Origin of the sequence: uncultured Turicimonas sp., assembly GCF_902477955.1 — a bacterium.
Taxonomy (GTDB): Bacteria; Pseudomonadota; Gammaproteobacteria; order Burkholderiales; family Burkholderiaceae_F; genus Turicimonas.
Genome location: NZ_CABSJB010000012.1, coordinates 29,290 through 47,047 on the forward strand (window position 1 = coordinate 29,290; position 17,758 = coordinate 47,047).

Sequence of the window (17,758 nt, forward strand, 5' to 3'; positions counted from 1 at the left end):
CACAACTAGATTGAACCAAGGAGAACATCATGAATTTCAAGCATCTTCTTCCATTAGCATTCGGTTTTATGCTTACAGCTCCTGCATTTGCAGCTATGCATGTTCTTGACGGAAAAACATTGACCGTCGATGAACTTTGGGAAATTTCTAAACCGGGAGAGACTGTATCGGTTTCTGAAGACGGCTGGAAACGTATTAAAGCCTCCTATAAAGCTCCGATTGATGCCGCAACAGACGGAAGAGACATCTACGGTTTAACAGTCAACTATGGCGCTCTTAAAGAGAAAAAAGTAGCCGGAGCCACTGTCGAGGACGAACCAAATCGCTCTGCGTCTATTAAGTTTAATGAACGTCAGATGAGAATCCAGGCTGCTGGAATGGAACCATTTTTCGATGACCGCGTCTCTAAAATGGCAATGGTTATCCGTGTCAATCAAATGGCAGCAGGTTTTACCGGCATGAGCGAAGCGGCCGCAAAAGCTTACATGGAATACATTAACAATGACGTCAATCCTCTTATTCCTTCAAGAGGATCGGAAGGCGCTAATGACCTGAGCATGGCAACCCATATCGGCTTAGCTCTGATGGGCGAATGGGACGTTAACTACAAGGGCAAGAGAGTTCCGGCTGCACAGGTTCGCAAAGAACTTAAGTTAGCCGATTACCATCCTTTCGGTATGGACGGTATTTCCATTCTCTCCAACAGTAATGTGGCAGAAGCCCAATCTGTTGCATCCGTTAAAAAAGCTGAACACTATCTGGTCAAACTTAGCCCGGTCATGATTGCTACAAGCTTGGAAGCTTTAAACGGCAACGTTTCTCCGTACCTTTGGCATACCGTCGAAACCAAAGGCTGGCCTCAAGGACATGAAGCAGCCGAAGCCGTTCTAGCTAACCTTAAAGGATCTTATCTCTGGCAGAAAGACAGCAAGCGTTATCTTCAGGATCCTTTGAGCTTTAGATCCGCCGGCTACATTCTCGCAGCTGCTCAGGAAGAACTGCGTCAGGCTAAGGATCTTCTGAATTCGGCAATCAATCATACAACCGATAACCCAATCGTCAACACCGAAGCAAAAAATGATCTTTGGTACAGCAAGGCTGAAGTTCTTGATGAAATGAGAGCCGGGAAACCCAACGTGTTTGTAAATTCCTGCGCTAATTTTGACAACACTCAGCTTGCTCTCCAGCTTGAATCGTTAACTAAAGCATTGGTTCAGGTTATGCATACTTCAGCTTGGAGAACTACTCAGTTAGTCGACAACCATAGAACTGGACTGCCAACCTATTTGGTTGCTAATCAGAATAAAGGCGGCGACGGCTTTGCCAATATCGCTCAATCAATGTCCGGCCTCTATGCGGAAGCCATGGGTTTAACTAATAGTGTCCTGGGATACGGTGTACCAACATCAATCGGAATTGAAGAGACATTCTCTAACGTCAATCTCACTGCTGATCGTCTCTCCAAAGCCGTCGACGTAGGCTACGATATCTACTCTTACGAGATGCTTCACAACGCTCAAGCCATGGACATGAGAAAAGAAGAAGGCAAGAAGATGGGAGAGGGCACCGGAGCATTCCTTCAGTCCTATCGTAAAGCCGTTCCTTTTGTCGATAAAGACCGAGTCTTTACACCCGATGTAAACAACGGCGTCCAATTCCTGAAATCCTTCGGCGCCAACTAGATTAATAAATAGAATCGGGAGGACAGAGAACAAGTTCAAAAAACTCCCTATCAAATAGATAGGCCAGTTCCTCCCGAATCAAGAAAACAACAGAACGCCTTTTAAGCTCTAAATTTGAAATTGTGGGAATTTAGTTTTTTTTAACTTTATTGCTAAACCGTCTGGACGGTATATTTATTAAATTTGAAGGCTAAGGTTCGAGCCTTCCCTGGAGCTCTCCGCCTCACTGATCAGCTCTAACTTTTACGAACCACCTCAATATTCATCTTCAATGGAGAAACTAATGAAGCTGCGCACCTTAAAAATGTCCTTTTTAGCTTTAGGCGTTCTTGTTGCTTTTCCTACCTGGGCCGCAACGCACGTCCTAACCGGTAATGACCTTACCGTTGACACTCTATGGGAAATGTCAAAACCCGGAGAGAAAGTCACAATTTCGCCGGAAGGCTGGGATCGCATCAACAAGTCCTACCAGGCCATTCTGGATGCAACAAAGAACGGCATTTCCGTTTATGGCGTTTCTGTTAACTTCGGGGACTTAAAACACCAGAAAGTCGTTACCGGCGACGTAGAAAAAGAACCGAACCGTTCTGCTTCTATTAAATTCAATGAACGTCAGATGAGAATTCAAGCTGCCGGTCTCAAACCATGGCTTGATAACCGTCTGGTAAAAATGAGCATGATCATTCGCTTGAACCAGATGGCTTCCGGCATCACCGGTATGACAAAAGAGGCCGCGAATGCATACATGAATTACATCAACAATGATGTCTATCCGCTTATTCCCAGCCGCGGCTCTCAAGGTGTCAATGACTTGAACTGGCCTACACACATCGGGTTGGCTCTTCAGGAAGAGTGGGACGTAATTTACAATGGTCAGCGCATGCCTTCAAAAGAAGTTCATAAGATTATCGGCATGAAAAAATACGAACCGTTCGGTCTTGACGGTATTGCCATTTTGTCCAACGGCAACGTCTCCGAAGCCATTGTGATTGACTCTTTAAAGAGAGCAGAACATCTTTTGAAGATGTCCCCAGCAATCGTAGCTGCCGGCTTAGATGCTTTGAACGGAAACGTCTCTCCATTCCTTTGGCACTCAATTGAAACCAAAGGTTGGCCGAAAGCCCATGAAGTCTCGGAAAGTATTCTTGCCCAGCTCAAAGGCTCCTACCTTTGGGACGTAAACGACAAGCGCGAGCTTCAGGATCCGCTCTCTTTCAGAAGTGCACAATGGACACTAGCTGCTGCCGAACGCGCCTTGGATAACCTCAAAGACATTGTCAACACATCTTTGAACCACAGCTCCACCAACCCAGCTATTGCTATTAACGGCAGAAACGATCTTTGGTACAGCCAGCTTCCTGCTGTAAAACTTCTTGCCATCGATGACAAAGGCCGCTACATCAACTCCGTTGCTAACTTCGACTACACTCAAATGGCTCTTGAAGTTGAAGCTTTGACCAAAGCCATGGCTCACGTTTTGCATAACTCCGCATGGCGTATGGTTCAAATCGTTGATGATAAGAGAACCAAGATGAAGAAGTACTTGGTTGCTAAAGAAAACGTAGGCGGAGATTGTTTTGCTAACGTTGCTCAGGCTGTCTCCGGTCTTTATGCCGAAGCCATGGGCTTAACAAACAACGTCACTATCTACGGACTTCCGACTTCCATTTATATCGACGATACGTTCAATAACGTTGCTCAAACTGCCGATAGACTTCGCCAGATGACAAACGTCGGCTACGAAATCTTTGCTTTTGAATTGATGCATCACTTGCAAGGTGCTGAAATGCGTCAGAAAGAGCAAGGTTATAAGTTAGGTGAAGGTACACAAAAACTCTTGACTCAATACCGCAAGGTTGTACCTTTTGTCAGCGAAGACAGAATCTTTACAGATGACGTCAATAACTCTGTCGAATTCTTAAAGAATCTTGATCCGGAAACTGTTGCAGTTAAGGTTGAATAATTAGTTTTTCTCCTTGGGAAACGAAGGCTGAGATCCTCTTAGGATCTCGGCTTTCGTTTTTATAAGATGCTCAAAAGGCCGTGTTCAAACAAAGCACATGAACTCGGCTTTTATTGCGTTTTAGCTGTTGAAACAGGCACACCGTGTTTTTTTTCACCGCCTACAAGCAGAAGCAATGTGCTTAATCCCAAAGCAATAGTGCAGATGATGAAGCTCGTGAAAAGGATAGTTCCCCAGCTCACAATCGGAGAAACAAGTCCTCCGAAAATAAATCCCACAGCACCGATCACGGCAGAAGCAGCTCCTGCGTATTTACGTCCGGCATTCATCGCAGTAGCTGTCGCTCCCGTAAAAATAAAACCGCAGAAAAAGAGCATTAAAAAGACAGAAGCCTCATAGATGTATATATCTTGGTAGAAGTAGCAGATACAGAGGCCGGCGGCAGCACAAAGAAAACCGATAAGGCTTCCGATAAAACTTGCCTTTTGTGTAGTAGAGACTTTTAGTGCAAGCATCGCTCCAATGGCAATTCCTACGGCGTTGAGCGCGAAGATAAGCGAAAAAGTCAGTTGAGATACACCGAAAAAGTCCTGAAGGATAAAAGGAGTAGAGGAAATATAAGCAAAAAGAGCTGCCATTGAGAGACCGAATACGGTGCTATAAATCCCGAAGCCGGGGGCCTCATACACCGAGAGAAAACCTTTAAAAGAAGTGAGGAGTGAACCTTGAATTCTTTTTGATTTTGGCAGCGTTTCTTTAACAGGGATCACCATTGCGGTAATGACAATGCCGATTCCGAGCAAGACATAAAAAATTCCTCTCCATCCTATGAATTTTGCGCAAAAACCGCCAATGACAGGTGCTGCGACCGGTGCGATACCGTTAACCGCGCCAACAATCGCGATCATTTTGGCTAATTGTCTACCGGAGTAAAGATCGGTCGGACACGAGCGGGAGTAGACGATAGCACCCGAACCTCCAAGACCCTGGAGGAATCTAGCAAAAGTAAAGAATTCAATACCTTCAGAAAGACAGCAAAGTAGCGTAGCGGCAATGTATAGCAACAGAGAAAGGTAGAGCACAGGCTTGCGGCCGTACTTATCGCTCATAGGTCCTAAAAAGAGCTGGCCAACGGCTAAACCGACCATACAAAAGGTAAGGCCAAGCTGAACAGAAGCTGTGGAACAATCAAATACTTGTGTCATCTCCGGCAGTGCCGGTAAATACATATCGATGACAAATGGCCCAAAGGCCGAAAGCATTCCTAAAACAAAAACAAGATAGGCGGTATTCATCAGTAATTTAATTTTTAAACTGACGACATTCTAAAGGTTGAACCAAGAAAGATACGAGTGCGCGAACTCAATATGCGAAAGAAAAAATACTTGATTTTCAATGAGTTTTGTGAGCAAATAAAAAAAGCAAACCCCTCGTAAAAGAGGGGTAAATCATCAGAACCAAAATATTCCCGCTCTTGGAGCGGGAATAGGTTTTTATTTAATGGCTAGTTTGATTGCCTTTTTAGCCTGTCTCTTTCAATCTGCTTGTTTACCGCATATTGCTGAACAATAGAGAGAATGTTGTTGACAAGCCAGTAAAGAACCAAACCGGAAGCAAAGAAGATGAACATTGCACCGAAGATGAACGGCATGAAGGCCATCATTTTTGCTTGCATTGGATCCGGAGGAGTCGGGTTAAGTTTGAACTGAATAACCATAGAAATGATCATCAGAACAGGAAGAATGAACCATGGATCCGGAGCAGCTAAGTCTGTTACCCAAAGAATCCAAGGAGCGTCTCTTAACTCAACGGAAGCCAAAAGTACCCAGTACAAGGCCAAGAAAACCGGCAATTGAAGAAGAATAGGAAGACATCCGCCGACCGGATTGATCTTCTCGGTCTTATACATTTCCATCATGGCCATGTTAAGGCGTTGTTTGTCGTCTCCATATTTTTCTTTCAAAGCTTTCATTCTTGGAGCAAGATCTTTCATCTTGGCCATAGAACGGTAGCCTGCCAAAGAAAGCGGGTAAAGAATTGCTTTAACGATACATGTCAAGAGTACGATATCCCAGCCCCAGTTTCCAACGATAGAGTGGAGGAAGGAAAGGAGCCAGTAGATCGGCTTGGCTAGGAATGTAAGCCATCCATAGTCGACAACCAAGGAAAGTCCCGGAGCGATTTGTTCCAAACGTTCCTGATCCTGCGGACCGGAATAAAGAACTGCTTCGGCAGTTGCATTTGCTCCCGGAGCAATTGCATTCATTTCAGCAATAGAACCGATAGAGTAGAGGTTATCAGCCAACTTACGCGTGTAGTTCTCTCTGTTTACACCTTGAGTCGGAACCCAAGCGGAAACGAAGTAGTGCTGAATAATTCCAATCCAACCGTTGTCAGCGTTAACTTGGTAATCTCTGTCGCCGTCAGCTATGTCACCAAAGGAAACTTTCTGGAATTTTTCTTTTTCCGTGTAAACAGCTGTACCGGTGTAAGCATTGACCATAGTGCTTTCACCTTCAGGTTTATCACCGTCTCTAGTCAACTGGTAATAAACGGAAGGTTTGATTTCATGACCGGTATTATTGAATACTTGATGAGAAACCTTGATGCCATAGTGGTTGCGCTCGAAAGTATAGGTCTTAACAACTTTTACTCCGCCTGCTTCACCTTCGAATTTAACTTCAAGAGTGTTCTTACCATCTTCCAACTTCAAAGGACCGGGAACTAATTTGAACTCTGTCTTGTGAGTAGGGAAGGCACCGCCAATCAACCCTGTCTGGGCAACATAAATCTTTTTGCCCTTATCAGTAAAGAGCTCGACATCTTTGGCCGGTTCAGGCTTATTGCCAAGAATCATTCCGACCAAGCCGACATCAGTCCAAGGTACCTGCTGCTTTTCTTTTAAGAGTTGAGAACCAGCAATAACGGCCCCGTTAGGATCGATAGACAACTTCACTAAATCTGTCTCGACGGTAATCAGATCTGCTTTCTTAACAGCTGGAGCTGCTTCCTGAGGGACCACGCCGGAACCGGTTGCAGTCGGCGGAGTTACAGAAGCATTAGAGGCAGTATTAGCTGGAGCAGTCTGTTCAGTGTCCGCTCCAATTAATGATGGATGTCCGTTATAGACCTGCCAACGGTCATAAAGCATGAACGCAGACAAGCCGAATAAAATCCATAAGAGGGCTCTTTGAATGTCACTTCCCATGATTGGATTGCTCTATAGTTGATTGCAAGAACGAGGGATTATTTTTGCCGGATGTGCAATCGTTACACCAGCAATTCCATTTAAATTTTTCGGGCACTTCATCAATGCCGCCCTTAGTAAAAGGACTACACCGAAGCAAACGGCAGACCGTCAGATAAGTACCTTTGATTGCTCCATATTTTTCCAGAGCTGTCAGTGAGTATTGAGAACAGGTAGGCAGAAACTTACAGTTATGCCCAACCCAGGGTGAGAAAAGGAACCTGTAGGACTTCACTGCGGCAATAAGGATGGTCTTAAGCATTACGACCCGCCTTTGCAACACTGAGTCACTTTGTCGTACAGGTTCTTCATTAAAAGATCTGCATCAGCACGAATTTCTTGTTTAAGAGACTTCAAAGATTGAGCCGGAAAAACGTATTTTTTCTTCAATCTCAAGTTGATGTCCAAGCCGACCTTTTTCTCTTCAGCCAACGCCTCAAAAGCAGCTGAATTACTTCTGGCCGACTCTCTCAACAGTCTCTTAACAAGATTCCTATCTACTGAGCGAACAGCAAATTTTTTTCCTACAGTAAAGCCGTACCTAACCCGAGCATGCTCGGATTTAAATAGGGCTTTCGCCTCAAACCACTCAGAGTAGCACTTTGTGGCTTCAGGAAATCTAGCCTGTAGAATTCTTAAAAATTCTGAGGAACTTTTTATCCTTTTCTCAGGCCCTAGCGACGAATCTTTCAGCTTCGTCATCTCCAGCAAAATTAGAGAGCTAAAACGTGACGTCCTTTACGACGGCGTGCAGCTAAAACCTTGCGGCCGTGACGTGTTCTGCTGCGAACCAAGAAGCCGTGTGTACGAGCACGTTTAACTTTAGAAGGTTGGTATGTACGTTTTGTTGCCATCTCAAAATCCTTTAAATGAGTTTGCTTAGTTGCGTTAAACTCAAAAATCAATTACCTGTGCATAAGAGACAGGTGTCGTAAAATAAAAGTTCAGTATTATAAGCTCCAATTGGGTAGTCGGTGTCAAATTTCTCCTTAAAAGAAATTGTTACAACAAAATACTATTGAATTTAAAATCAAAATATCTAAATTCCCCCTCTAGCAATTGCGCTTCATAAATGAGCTTAGAGCGCTGGGTAAAAACATATGGGTAGGCCTGTAAATACGAGTCTTCTGCACTCAAAATTTCTTACGATTTTTTCTCGGCTTGTCTCAAGGCAGATTCCTGTTGCGCTACAGCAATAAATTTTCCTGACAATCCGCGAGGACTACCTCTTTAAGTACAAGAAGAAGCGTTCAAATAAAGGTAAAATGTCGGATTGTCCGGGATTGTCTTTATTCTGATCCGGATTATTTATTTTCTTTTATAACCCTTTGTAAATGAAGAATATTTGGGAAAAAGTTTTAACAGAGCTTCGGGGAAATGTCTCGTCTGACATTTATGCGACCTGGTTTAAGAAGATTGATTATCACCAGTCCCCTGAAGAAGCGGAAGGTAAGCTCACTCTGACTGTACCCTCTCAGCCTCATCTTCAGTATTTGAGAAAAAACTGGGCAGACCGTCTCCAGTCTCTTGCTTCTCAAGTTGCGGGACAACCTATAACCATAAAATTTTTGGTTGCCCAAACTGTCAATCCGATCATTCCGACAGAAATCGAACTTCCTTTGTTCGATCCACCGGGTGAGGAGGTTAAGCCTGAAATTTCGATCGACCAGCTGGCAGAACAGTGCGGACTTCACCGCGGACTAACCTTTGAGACATTCGTTACAGGTAAAGCTAACGAAGTTGCCAGAAGCAGTGCTGAAATTGTGAGCTCCCAGCCGGGTACTCAATTCAATCCATTTTTCATTTACGGCGGAGTCGGCTTAGGCAAAACTCATCTAATGCATGCAATCGGACGCAGGATTTTAGAAAACAATCCGAAGGCAAAGATTCGCTGTGTTTCTGCTGACGTTTTCGTCAGAGAGGTCGTTGATCTTTCCAGTGGAGGTACTTTTTCCGATGCAAAGATTAAGAAGTTCGATGAAACCTACAGAACTTTAGACGTTCTGCTGATGGACGATGTGCAGCTGTTAGCTAAGAAAGGCGGTACCCAGAATCACTTATTCGGCATTTTCGAAAGTCTTCTGCCTAACAATAAGCAGATCATTATGACTTGCGATACATATGCACGTCAGCTTTCCGACTTTGATGATCGACTGATTTCAAGACTGACAAAAGGATTATCCGTCGGTATTGAGCCTGCTGAATTCGAACTGAGAGCGGCCATCTTGTTTGAAAAGGCAAAACAGCAAGGATTGGAACTTCCTGAAGATGTGGCTTATTACATTGCCAGACGAATGAATACCAACATTCGAGAACTCGAAGGCGCGCTTAATACCGTCATCATGAATGCAAAGGTTTACAACGCTCCAATCACTGTTGAACTTGCTACACGTGCTCTTCGCGGTATGACATCTACCGGTCCGATCTCTCTGGAAAACATTCAAAAAGAAACGGCTCAGCATTTCAACATCAAGATTGCTGATATGTATTCATCCTCCAGAAAGGCGAGCATTGTCAAACCCAGAATGATTGCTATGTACTTAGCCAAGGAATTGACTCAAAAATCTCTTATGGATATTGGTAGTTCCTTCGGAGGCAGAGACCACACTACGGTATTGAATGCCGTGAGGAAAATATCTAAAGAAAGAGCTGCTGATCCGGAGCTGAACCATACTCTCCATCTCATTGAGCAGTCCTTGAAGAACTGGGCGTAAAAAATACTATTAAAGGAAATTAGAAATGGCAGACAATTTGATTATCAAGGGTTTTAAAGCTGAAGTCGCCAAACCGATTATGGCAGTCAGCGGAGCAGTAGAGAAGAAAAATACCATTCCAATCCTGGCAAATATTTTGATTCGCAAAACAGGACAGAAAGTCACCTTCACCGGTTCCGATGAACAGATTGAAGTAACGTCCGATGCAGCCATCGGAGTTGGCGATGAAGATTTTGCCACTACCGTTTCTGCAGCCAAACTCTGCGGCATTCTCTCTACTATCGCCGATGACGCAGAAGTCTCCATCTTCTACTCTGATAATCACGTCATTATCAAATCCGGAAGAACCAAATTTGATCTGCAGACTATCGATGCTGATCAGTATCCGATTATGAAAGAGCAGATGGAATTCCAGTATTCCTTCTCTATGCCATGCATGAAGTTTAAAAACATGCTGGCTATGGTTCAGTTTGCCGCCGCAGTCAACAATGTCCGCTATTTCTTAAACGGCGTCTATGTTTCTGCTGAAAACAATATCGTACGAACAGTTGGTACAGACGGTCACAGACTCTCTTTGTTCCAAAACGAATTGGATGAGCCGTTTGCTGGAAAATGCGAAGCTATTCTTCCGAAGAAAACAGCAAGAGAGCTTCTCCGTTTGATTCCTGATACAGAAGAAATGCTCAAAATCAGCATTTCCGAAAAACAGATTAAAGTTCATTTTGCCAATATTGATATTCTTTCCAAACTAATTGAAGGTAAATATCCGGATTACGAACGTGTTATCCCGACTAAGAACGATAAAGAATTCATGGTTGACAGAGAACAGTTGATTAAGACATTGCAGAGAGTGGCAATTCTTTCTATGGACAAGGTTAGAAATGTCCGCTGGACTCTCTCCGAAAATCGTCTGGTCCTTGCTACCACTAATGCCGATATGGAAGAAGCCATCGACGAAATTGAAATCGACTACAAAGGCGAGCCAATGGAAATTATCTTCAATATTTCCTATCTCCTTGATATGTTGGCAGTAGTCAAGACAGAAAAGATCAGATTCTCTTTAAGCGGACCTCTCAGCTCAGGGTTGGTTCGCGTTCCTGACAGCGAAAACTTCAAGTTTGTCGTCATGCCCGTCAGGATCTAATGCAGCAAAAATAAATTCAGTAAGTAGGTAAAGTAGTAATGAGCGACGTAGAACAAACAAACTCAGCTGAGGCCTATGGAAGTGATTCCATTCAGGTTTTAGAGGGCTTAGAAGCGGTCAGAAAAAGACCGGGTATGTACATTGGAGATACTTCGGATGGTACCGGTCTGCACCACTTAGTCTTCGAGGTTGTGGACAACTCTATTGACGAGGCCTTGGCAGGTTTTGCTGATTCCGTCAACGTGACAATTAATTCTGACAATTCTATTTCTGTCGTTGACAACGGGCGCGGCATTCCTACGGATGTAAAACTCGATGACAAGCATGAACCGAAGAGAAGCGCTGCGGAAATTGCTTTGACCGAGCTACATGCCGGGGGTAAGTTTAACCAAAACAGCTACAAAGTTTCCGGCGGTCTTCACGGTGTCGGCGTCTCCTGCGTAAACGCACTGTCCACCTGGCTTCGCCTAATTGTCCGCAGAGAAGGGAAAGAACGTTATTTGGACTTTAAGAGAGGCGTTCTTCAAGACCGCTTGATTGAAAAAGTTCAAACAGCTAACGGAGAAGTTGAAGTTTCTCCGATGCACACTTCCGGAGAAACCGAAAGAAGAGGAACGGAAGTCTGCTTCTTACCGGACGCAGAGATATTCGGAAAAGTTGAATTCTCTTATGAAACACTTTCTACCCGTCTAAGAGAGCTTTCTTTCTTAAATAACGGCGTGAAGATTCATCTTGCTGATATGAGAACAGGAAAAGATGAAATTTTCCAATATGCCGGCGGTGTTCAAGGCTTTGTTGAATTTATCAACCAAGGTAAGACCAAGATTCATGACAACATCTTCTACATCAACAAGTCCATCGAGATCAATCCGGGTGAAGTGATTAATGTAGAAGTCTCCATGCAGTGGACAGACAGCTATTCTGAGAATTTCTTGGCTTACACCAACAACATTCCTCAGAAAGACGGCGGTACTCACGTTAATGGTTTGAGAAGCGCGATGACAAGCGTTTTAAAGAACTACATCAACGAGATGAATCCGAACAAGAAAGAGAAAGACAAGATCGAGCTGTCCGGTGAAGACACTCGTGAAGGTCTGACTTGTGTATTGTCCGTCAAGATGCCTGAGCCGAAGTTCAGCTCTCAGACAAAAGATAAGCTTGTTTCTTCAGAGGCTAGACCAGCGGTTGAACAAATCGTCAGAGCCGGTTTAGAAAGCTTCCTTCAAGAAAATCCGAAAGACGCCAAGATTATCTGTCAGAAGATTATTGACGCCGGACGCGCCCGCGATGCTGCAAGAAAAGCCAGAGAAAACACTCGTCGAAAAGGTCTCCTCAATACTGCGGGTCTCCCGGGTAAGTTAGCAGACTGCTCCGAACGAGACCGTGCTCTCTGCGAGGTATTCCTGGTGGAGGGAGACTCCGCCGGAGGCTCCGCCAAACAAGGACGAGACAGAAGATTCCAGGCTATTCTCCCGCTTCGAGGCAAAGTCTTGAACGTTGAGAAAGCCCGTTTAGAGAAGCTTCTCAGCAGCGAACAGATTACAACGCTAATTACTGCTTTAGGAACCGGTATCGGAGAAGATTTCAACATCAACAACCTTCGCTACAACCGCGTCATTATCATGACCGATGCGGACGTTGACGGTGCCCACATTAGAACGCTTCTTTTAACGTTGTTCTACAGACAAGTTCCGCAACTTATTGAGCAGGGACATATTTTCATTGCACAGCCTCCTCTTTACAAAGTTACATTGCCTCCAAGCAAACTGAGCGGCGTTGAAATTCCTAAGGGAGCCGACGAGGACGGAAACGGCGAGGACGGCGACAACGGCGTTGTTACCAAGAAAGACAAAGGCAGGGATATCAAGATCTATCTGCAAGACGATGTTCAGCTGAATACATTCTTGGTCAATCTTGGTATCAAGAACTCCGTTCTCTATGTTTCTGAAGAGGCCAGAGCAGCTAATCAGCCTATCGAAGGAGAAGAGCTGAAGAAACTCTTCTTGGAGTACAGCGAAGCCCAGACCGTCATCAGTCACTTCTCCAGATTTATTGATCCGACTGCTTTGGAAGCCATCGCTGCCGGTGCCTCCGTTGAGTTTTCCGATGATGAAAAAGTCAATGAATCCGTGCAAGCTTTAAGACAGAGAGTTTTTGATCCGGCTGTCTCGATTTCCGTTCAGAAAGACTCTGAAGGAACACCTTACATTCTTATTCAGAGAAAGAGCTTCAATAAGATAATTGAAACCAAGATTCTTCCGTCCTTTGTTTCCACAGACGACTTCAGAAAGCTCGAAGAAGCCGGTAAGGTCTTCGGCACTTTGCTGAAGCCAGGTGCCTGCGTTGTCAGCAAAAAAGGCAATAAAGACAATATTCAACCAGTCCAGAACTTCAGCCAAGCCTTGACTAAAGTCTTAGAAGAAGGGCGTTCTAATTTGAAAGGTATGTCCCGATTCAAAGGCCTCGGTGAAATGAACAAAGAAGAGCTGGCAGAAACGACTTTAATGCCGGGCCACAGAAAACTTCTTAAAGTAGAAATCTCCGATGCAATTCTTGCCGATCAGACATTTACCAAGCTGATGGGCGATGAAGTGGAACCGAGAAGAAAGTTTATTGAAGACAATGCTCTTCTTGCCGGAAATATTGATACCTAGTCTGTATATTTCCTTTATAAGCCCGATGCAAGCCGTCGGGCTTTTTCTTTGATTACTTGCCTCCCAACAAATCCTCTCCTTCACTATGGCCGTCTAAAACCGTCTAACTAGTAAAAAATAGGAAGTAACTAAACCGAAGGCTTCTTGGCCAGATACTTAAACAATAAAACTATAGTGTTACATTATCCTTTGACTATTGTGTCTCATAGTACTTCTGTAACAAAGGAATTTTTCTTCGGTAACAAAATTATAGGACTCATAAAATAGGGTGATTTTCTTGAAAGAAAATTGGAATTTTAATTTCAAATTAAATATATGAATCAAACAATTACAATAAAAAAATAACAAAACCTTTGGCTCAAAAAGCATTTTCTTATTTTGTATGTTAAGAAAGTGTTAATAAATGATTATAATTCTCATTATCTTTTATTTTTCTTTTTCTCATTTTTGAGTCAGAAACTCGTTGATTTTCCAAGGAGAATTTCGTGAAGTTCAAGGTTCTTACGGCCTCAGCGGCTCTCTTCTTTTCTTCAATTTCTTTTGCCTCGGCACCTATCTCTGAACTAAACATCAGTTATGTTAAACCACCGTTTGTTCTTCAGCTTTTAGTCTTGAAGGACCACAAGCTGTTAGAGAAAGAATTCGAAAAAGACGGCATCAAAGTCAATTGGCATAACATGGGAACTAGTCCGGAAGCTGCTCGTGCGATGGGTGCCGGCGCTCTTGATATTGCCGGAAACATGAATACAGCCGCTTTGTTGATGATTAATGCGGAAGGACTGCCGATTCGAGTAGTGACAGGTTTAGCAAGGCCAACCTCGAATTTCGCGCTTGTCTCTAAGCCTGGTACCAACCTCTCCATCAAAGACTTAAAAGGAAAGAAAGTTGTTGGCCCTAAAGGAACATTCCTTCATCAGCTTTTAGTCGCTGCTTTAGAAAAAGAAGGTCTTACAGAAAAAGACGTTGAGTTCGTAAGTATGGGCATTCCCAAAGCACTCAGTACAATTCTGGCAGGTCAAGCCGATGCTGCTTTGGTCGCAAGTAGTGCACTAATTAAAGCCAACAAAGCGGGTGCACCAACCATCGTCTCTGCTGAAGGTTTAGTGCAGCCGACATTAGTCATGACAACAACAGAAAAATTTGCGAAAGAACATCCGGATATCGTAGCCCGCGTAAACAAAGTCTATAAACAGGCTCTTGACTGGATGAATAAGAATCCTGAAAAAACTGCAGAAATGGGAGCTAAAGAGCACGGCATTTCTGTAGAAAATTCAAAGACGCTAATCTCTAGAAGTCACTACTTCTCTGCGATGACGCCTCAAGATATTAAAGATCTCGAGGTCAATAAAAAGTTTTTGAAAGAAAACAACATGATGAGAAAGGATGTCGATACAGCCAACCTCATTCTTCCCGTTGCCTTTGAATAACGTTTTACTTTTTTATTGAGAACTGAAATGCAAACTGAAGAAATCAAAGTTACCGAAAATGGAAAAACAATCACCACGTTTACGTTGGAAGATTGCGAAAAATACCATGGCCTAAAAAGATGCGGCGGTCTAGCATTGTGCTTCCGTATGCTGAAAATGGCTTTAGATGAATTGGTTCCTGAAGGAGAAGTAGCTCGGAGAAATCTCATTACGTTCAAAACTGCTTTTGCCGGTCCTGGTATTACTGATTCTGCAGAAATGATCGGAAGGTGCGTTACAAGAAAACGTTTCTTAGTTCTTCCAGACGAATTTATTGATGCTCCGGAATGCATCTTTGGAAAACTCTATTTTGAGATTGGATATGGCTCCAAAGTAATGAAAATTACGGCCAAGGAAGGAGTAATCACACCTGAATTCTTAAAGGCTGGTAGAAAGTTCTATACGGGCACTGCTAATGAAGAAGAAACTGAGGTATGGATTGGCTTTAAAGGAAAACTTTATGATGCCGTATTGAATTCTGAAATGAAAGATATCGTTAAGACTGAAATCGTTAATATTTAAAAACGCCTAAGCTGCCTTTATTGATTTGTCCGCCTGGATTTTCTTTAAGGCAGCATTTTGTTTATCCACGGAAATTCTTTGAACTACGTAGATCTTTTTAAAAATTAAGATCTTAATAAAGTAATAGTAGAAGGAAAACTATTTTCTGTGGATAATTCTAAATAATTCAATATTTTCAAACTATTAGAATTGTTTACTCTGTTAAAAAATCCCTGATAACTTGGTATGTGTTTTGTGAATAATTTTCTTTTTCTCTGAAGCCAAAAGATATTCACAAAGAATCAAACAACAATTCACATCTTTTTGTGGATTATTAGCAGTCAATTTTATTGATGAAATTTTTCACAACCACAAAGTTGTGAGTTGACTACCAAGTAGTATCCGGGAATTTCCCGGCTTTAAGCCTTCTCTCTGTCGAGCTAAAATGAAAAACGCTTTTACAAAGCTACAGTCATGGCTAGGTAGCACTCTGTGCCTCCTTTAACGTTTCGCCGTCGTCGTGATCTTTTAATCTTCGCCTCTAGGCGTCGCGTAAATGATCCGATTCCTGAGGCAATGCTAAATGGAGCTATCTATGGTTAAGTCAACGACTCTTCTTCTTTCCATCCTCTCTGCTATTTCATTTTCGGTTCATGCTGCTGATGCCGTTTCTTCAGCGTCTATTCCGAAGCCGACGACAGAAAATAAAAGCATTGATGCAGTAACATCTGCTACGATTGTTCCCGAATCTCTTCGTGTTAGAGCCATTTCTACAGGATTTACTGACAGTAAAGCCAAGAAAGTTTTATTTGTTGTTGGAGATCCGCGTTTCGAGAGCTCTTTAGAAGGTTTTTTGGTTAATTCGGCTATCAATTTTTTTAAACAAAAAGGATATGAGGTTGAAGTAAGAGACTTATACAAACTTAAATTCAATCCGGTTCTCTCTCCGGAAACTTTTTACCACGCCAAAGACGGCTTTGGTCCTACGCCACAAGACATTGTTCCTGAGCAAAAATTTGTTTCTCAAGCTGACTACATTATCTTCTGTTATCCAAATTGGCACGATAGCCCAAATGCAATCACTAAAGGTTATATGGAGAGAGTTTTTTCTAAGCAGTTCGCTTATAAGGACACTCCCAAAGGCTTAGAAGGAATGCTCAAAGGAAAAGGCATCTATACCATTATGAATGCTGGTTGGCTTGGAGGCGGCCAAGGTACAGTGGGAGATGGTATCGGAAAATTGGATAAAGTATGGGATAAGTACTTGAATGCTTATAAGGTTGTTGATGATGACACCGCAGGTTTTTGGGGCGCAACTAATATGGGACGCTTCGTCAACGACCAAAGTCCGAAGAACACCGCTCCCGAGTACAAAAAGCAATTAGAGATTTTGGCGAAAGTATTAGAGACTCGCCTCAATAGAGATTTTTTCAACAACAAATAAACTCTTCTCTAAATTAAGGATAGATAACGCGATCTGACAAAGATGAAGTATCAAGAGAATCTGCGAATCAAGCTTCATTTGACGGATCGCTTGTGAACTACCGCAGACTTATGTCTGCGTCCTCACCGGAGCGGGGTCCCGCTTCTAGCGATCTTCTTACCCAAATAGTAACTCCGTTGTTATTCACTTATTTAGCTTGAACTACTTATATCTTGTCATTTGTATAATTTTTATGGAGATGTAATAGTAGACATATTCTTTTTTGTGGATAACTTAATTTGTTTGATTATTTTCAAAGAGTTATAAATGTTGTGAGTGTTGAAATCAAACTAATAACTTGGTAGAGAGTGTGTGAATAACTCAGGCAAAAGTTTTGTAATCTTAATATCCACAAGAAAGCCAACCGTTATCCACAGATTTTTGTGGATTATTCTGGCTTCAAACAGACTATATAGGAATCAGATTTTCGGCAAGTTTCTCTTCCAGTTATTATTGCCGGCTATAAGCTATTTCTTTCCGCCTCTTTGCTACCGGTGCAATACAAAATCTTAACCAGGAAGACAGGTTGTATTTTGATGGATTTCTATAAAGAAAATCTTTTATTAAATCAAAGAATTAACAATATTTGTGGGTTTTGATAGCTAAATAACAGTTAAAAAATTTAGCTCAAAATCTTCAGTGAGCTTAATTCTCAAGAAGCAGCAAGGAAGAAAAGAATTATTGATTAGGTCTTGATCGAGATTTGCTCAAAGATAGTTGTCTTTTCTTTTACACATTTCGGAAGGCAGCTTCTTTATCTCCTATGTATATATTATCTATTAAATAGATATAGAAGTGTTTGAATTTTTCGTTGATAACTTATAAAAATTATTTAATAACAATAAGTTAATATTAATTTGCATTGTGGATATTTATAAGAAATCAATGTAGACGAATTGTGGAT

13 protein-coding genes are annotated in these 17,758 nt (G+C 42.6%); 8 read left to right on the forward strand and 5 right to left on the reverse strand.

Going from position 1 to position 17,758, the window contains the following annotated elements:
- Positions 1-29 precede the first annotated feature (29 nt).
- Complete coding sequence (locus tag RDK53_RS05080; protein WP_308513579.1) at positions 30-1,682, forward strand: aromatic amino acid ammonia-lyase; 1,653 nt, start codon at positions 30-32, stop codon at positions 1,680-1,682.
- Between the two features lie 283 nt (positions 1,683-1,965).
- Positions 1,966-3,645, forward strand: a complete 1,680-nt coding sequence (locus RDK53_RS05085; RefSeq protein WP_308513580.1) for an aromatic amino acid ammonia-lyase — start codon at positions 1,966-1,968, stop codon at positions 3,643-3,645.
- A 110-nt stretch (positions 3,646-3,755) separates the two neighbouring features.
- On the opposite strand, the gene RDK53_RS05090 is transcribed toward RDK53_RS05085, so the two are convergent.
- From RDK53_RS05090 to rpmH, 5 genes are all read right to left on the reverse strand, one after another.
- Positions 3,756-4,940 carry a multidrug effflux MFS transporter gene (locus tag RDK53_RS05090; protein ID WP_308513581.1) on the reverse strand — a complete coding sequence of 395 codons (1,185 nt, stop codon included), beginning with the start codon at positions 4,938-4,940 and terminating at the stop codon, positions 3,756-3,758.
- Between the two features lie 209 nt (positions 4,941-5,149).
- Positions 5,150-6,853 (reverse strand): membrane protein insertase YidC, encoded by a 1,704-nt coding sequence (yidC, locus tag RDK53_RS05095; RefSeq protein WP_308513582.1) that lies wholly within the window; start codon positions 6,851-6,853, stop codon positions 5,150-5,152.
- The gene (yidD, locus tag RDK53_RS05100) at positions 6,843-7,154 is read right to left on the reverse strand and encodes a membrane protein insertion efficiency factor YidD (RefSeq protein WP_066594667.1); all 312 of its coding nucleotides are present in this window, start codon (positions 7,152-7,154) and stop codon (positions 6,843-6,845) included. Before yidD ends, yidC begins: the two co-directional genes overlap by 11 nt.
- Positions 7,154-7,594: a ribonuclease P protein component gene (locus RDK53_RS05105; protein WP_308513583.1), complete on the reverse strand. Its 441-nt coding sequence runs from the start codon at positions 7,592-7,594 to the stop codon at positions 7,154-7,156. The genes yidD and RDK53_RS05105 overlap by 1 nt, the downstream gene beginning before the upstream one ends.
- An 11-nt stretch (positions 7,595-7,605) precedes the next feature.
- A complete protein-coding gene (gene rpmH, locus RDK53_RS05110) occupies positions 7,606-7,746 on the reverse strand; it encodes a 50S ribosomal protein L34 (RefSeq protein ID WP_066594663.1) in 141 nt (46 codons plus the stop codon).
- 480 nt (positions 7,747-8,226) lie between these two features.
- Between rpmH and dnaA the strand changes: the two genes are divergently transcribed.
- The 6 genes from dnaA to RDK53_RS05140 all read left to right on the forward strand — a co-directional run bounded on the left by dnaA (position 8,227) and on the right by RDK53_RS05140 (position 16,815).
- Positions 8,227-9,606, forward strand: a complete 1,380-nt coding sequence (gene dnaA / locus RDK53_RS05115; protein ID WP_308513584.1) for a chromosomal replication initiator protein DnaA — start codon at positions 8,227-8,229, stop codon at positions 9,604-9,606.
- Positions 9,607-9,631: 25 nt separating this feature from the next.
- Positions 9,632-10,750 (forward strand): DNA polymerase III subunit beta, encoded by a 1,119-nt coding sequence (gene dnaN, locus RDK53_RS05120; protein WP_308513585.1) that lies wholly within the window; start codon positions 9,632-9,634, stop codon positions 10,748-10,750.
- Between the two features lie 38 nt (positions 10,751-10,788).
- Complete coding sequence (locus tag RDK53_RS05125) at positions 10,789-13,404, forward strand: DNA gyrase subunit B (RefSeq protein WP_308513586.1); 2,616 nt, start codon at positions 10,789-10,791, stop codon at positions 13,402-13,404.
- 485 nt (positions 13,405-13,889) lie between these two features.
- On the forward strand, positions 13,890-14,831 hold the full coding sequence (locus tag RDK53_RS05130) for an ABC transporter substrate-binding protein (RefSeq protein WP_308513587.1): 942 nt from the start codon (positions 13,890-13,892) through the stop codon (positions 14,829-14,831).
- 27 nt (positions 14,832-14,858) lie between these two features.
- Positions 14,859-15,392 (forward strand): hypothetical protein, encoded by a 534-nt coding sequence (locus tag RDK53_RS05135; RefSeq protein WP_308513588.1) that lies wholly within the window; start codon positions 14,859-14,861, stop codon positions 15,390-15,392.
- A gap of 574 nt (positions 15,393-15,966) precedes the next feature.
- The gene (locus RDK53_RS05140; RefSeq protein WP_308513589.1) at positions 15,967-16,815 is read left to right on the forward strand and encodes an NAD(P)H-dependent oxidoreductase; all 849 of its coding nucleotides are present in this window, start codon (positions 15,967-15,969) and stop codon (positions 16,813-16,815) included.
- The last annotated feature ends 943 nt before the right edge of the window (positions 16,816-17,758 follow it).

Excerpts from the sequence above, each read along its gene's own strand:
- RDK53_RS05080 (WP_308513579.1), top strand. The coding sequence starts at position 30 with ATGAATTTCAAGCATCTTCTTCCATTAGCATTCGGTTTTATGCTTACA.
- RDK53_RS05085 (WP_308513580.1), top strand. The coding sequence starts at position 1,966 with ATGAAGCTGCGCACCTTAAAAATGTCCTTTTTAGCTTTAGGCGTTCTT.
- RDK53_RS05090 (WP_308513581.1), bottom strand. The coding sequence starts at position 4,940 with ATGAATACCGCCTATCTTGTTTTTGTTTTAGGAATGCTTTCGGCCTTT.
- yidC (WP_308513582.1), bottom strand. The coding sequence starts at position 6,853 with ATGGGAAGTGACATTCAAAGAGCCCTCTTATGGATTTTATTCGGCTTG.
- yidD (WP_066594667.1), bottom strand. The coding sequence starts at position 7,154 with ATGCTTAAGACCATCCTTATTGCCGCAGTGAAGTCCTACAGGTTCCTT.
- RDK53_RS05105 (WP_308513583.1), bottom strand. The coding sequence starts at position 7,594 with ATGACGAAGCTGAAAGATTCGTCGCTAGGGCCTGAGAAAAGGATAAAA.
- rpmH (WP_066594663.1), bottom strand. The coding sequence starts at position 7,746 with ATGGCAACAAAACGTACATACCAACCTTCTAAAGTTAAACGTGCTCGT.
- dnaA (WP_308513584.1), top strand. The coding sequence starts at position 8,227 with ATGAAGAATATTTGGGAAAAAGTTTTAACAGAGCTTCGGGGAAATGTC.
- dnaN (WP_308513585.1), top strand. The coding sequence starts at position 9,632 with ATGGCAGACAATTTGATTATCAAGGGTTTTAAAGCTGAAGTCGCCAAA.
- RDK53_RS05125 (WP_308513586.1), top strand. The coding sequence starts at position 10,789 with ATGAGCGACGTAGAACAAACAAACTCAGCTGAGGCCTATGGAAGTGAT.
- RDK53_RS05135 (WP_308513588.1), top strand. The coding sequence starts at position 14,859 with ATGCAAACTGAAGAAATCAAAGTTACCGAAAATGGAAAAACAATCACC.
- RDK53_RS05140 (WP_308513589.1), top strand. The coding sequence starts at position 15,967 with ATGGTTAAGTCAACGACTCTTCTTCTTTCCATCCTCTCTGCTATTTCA.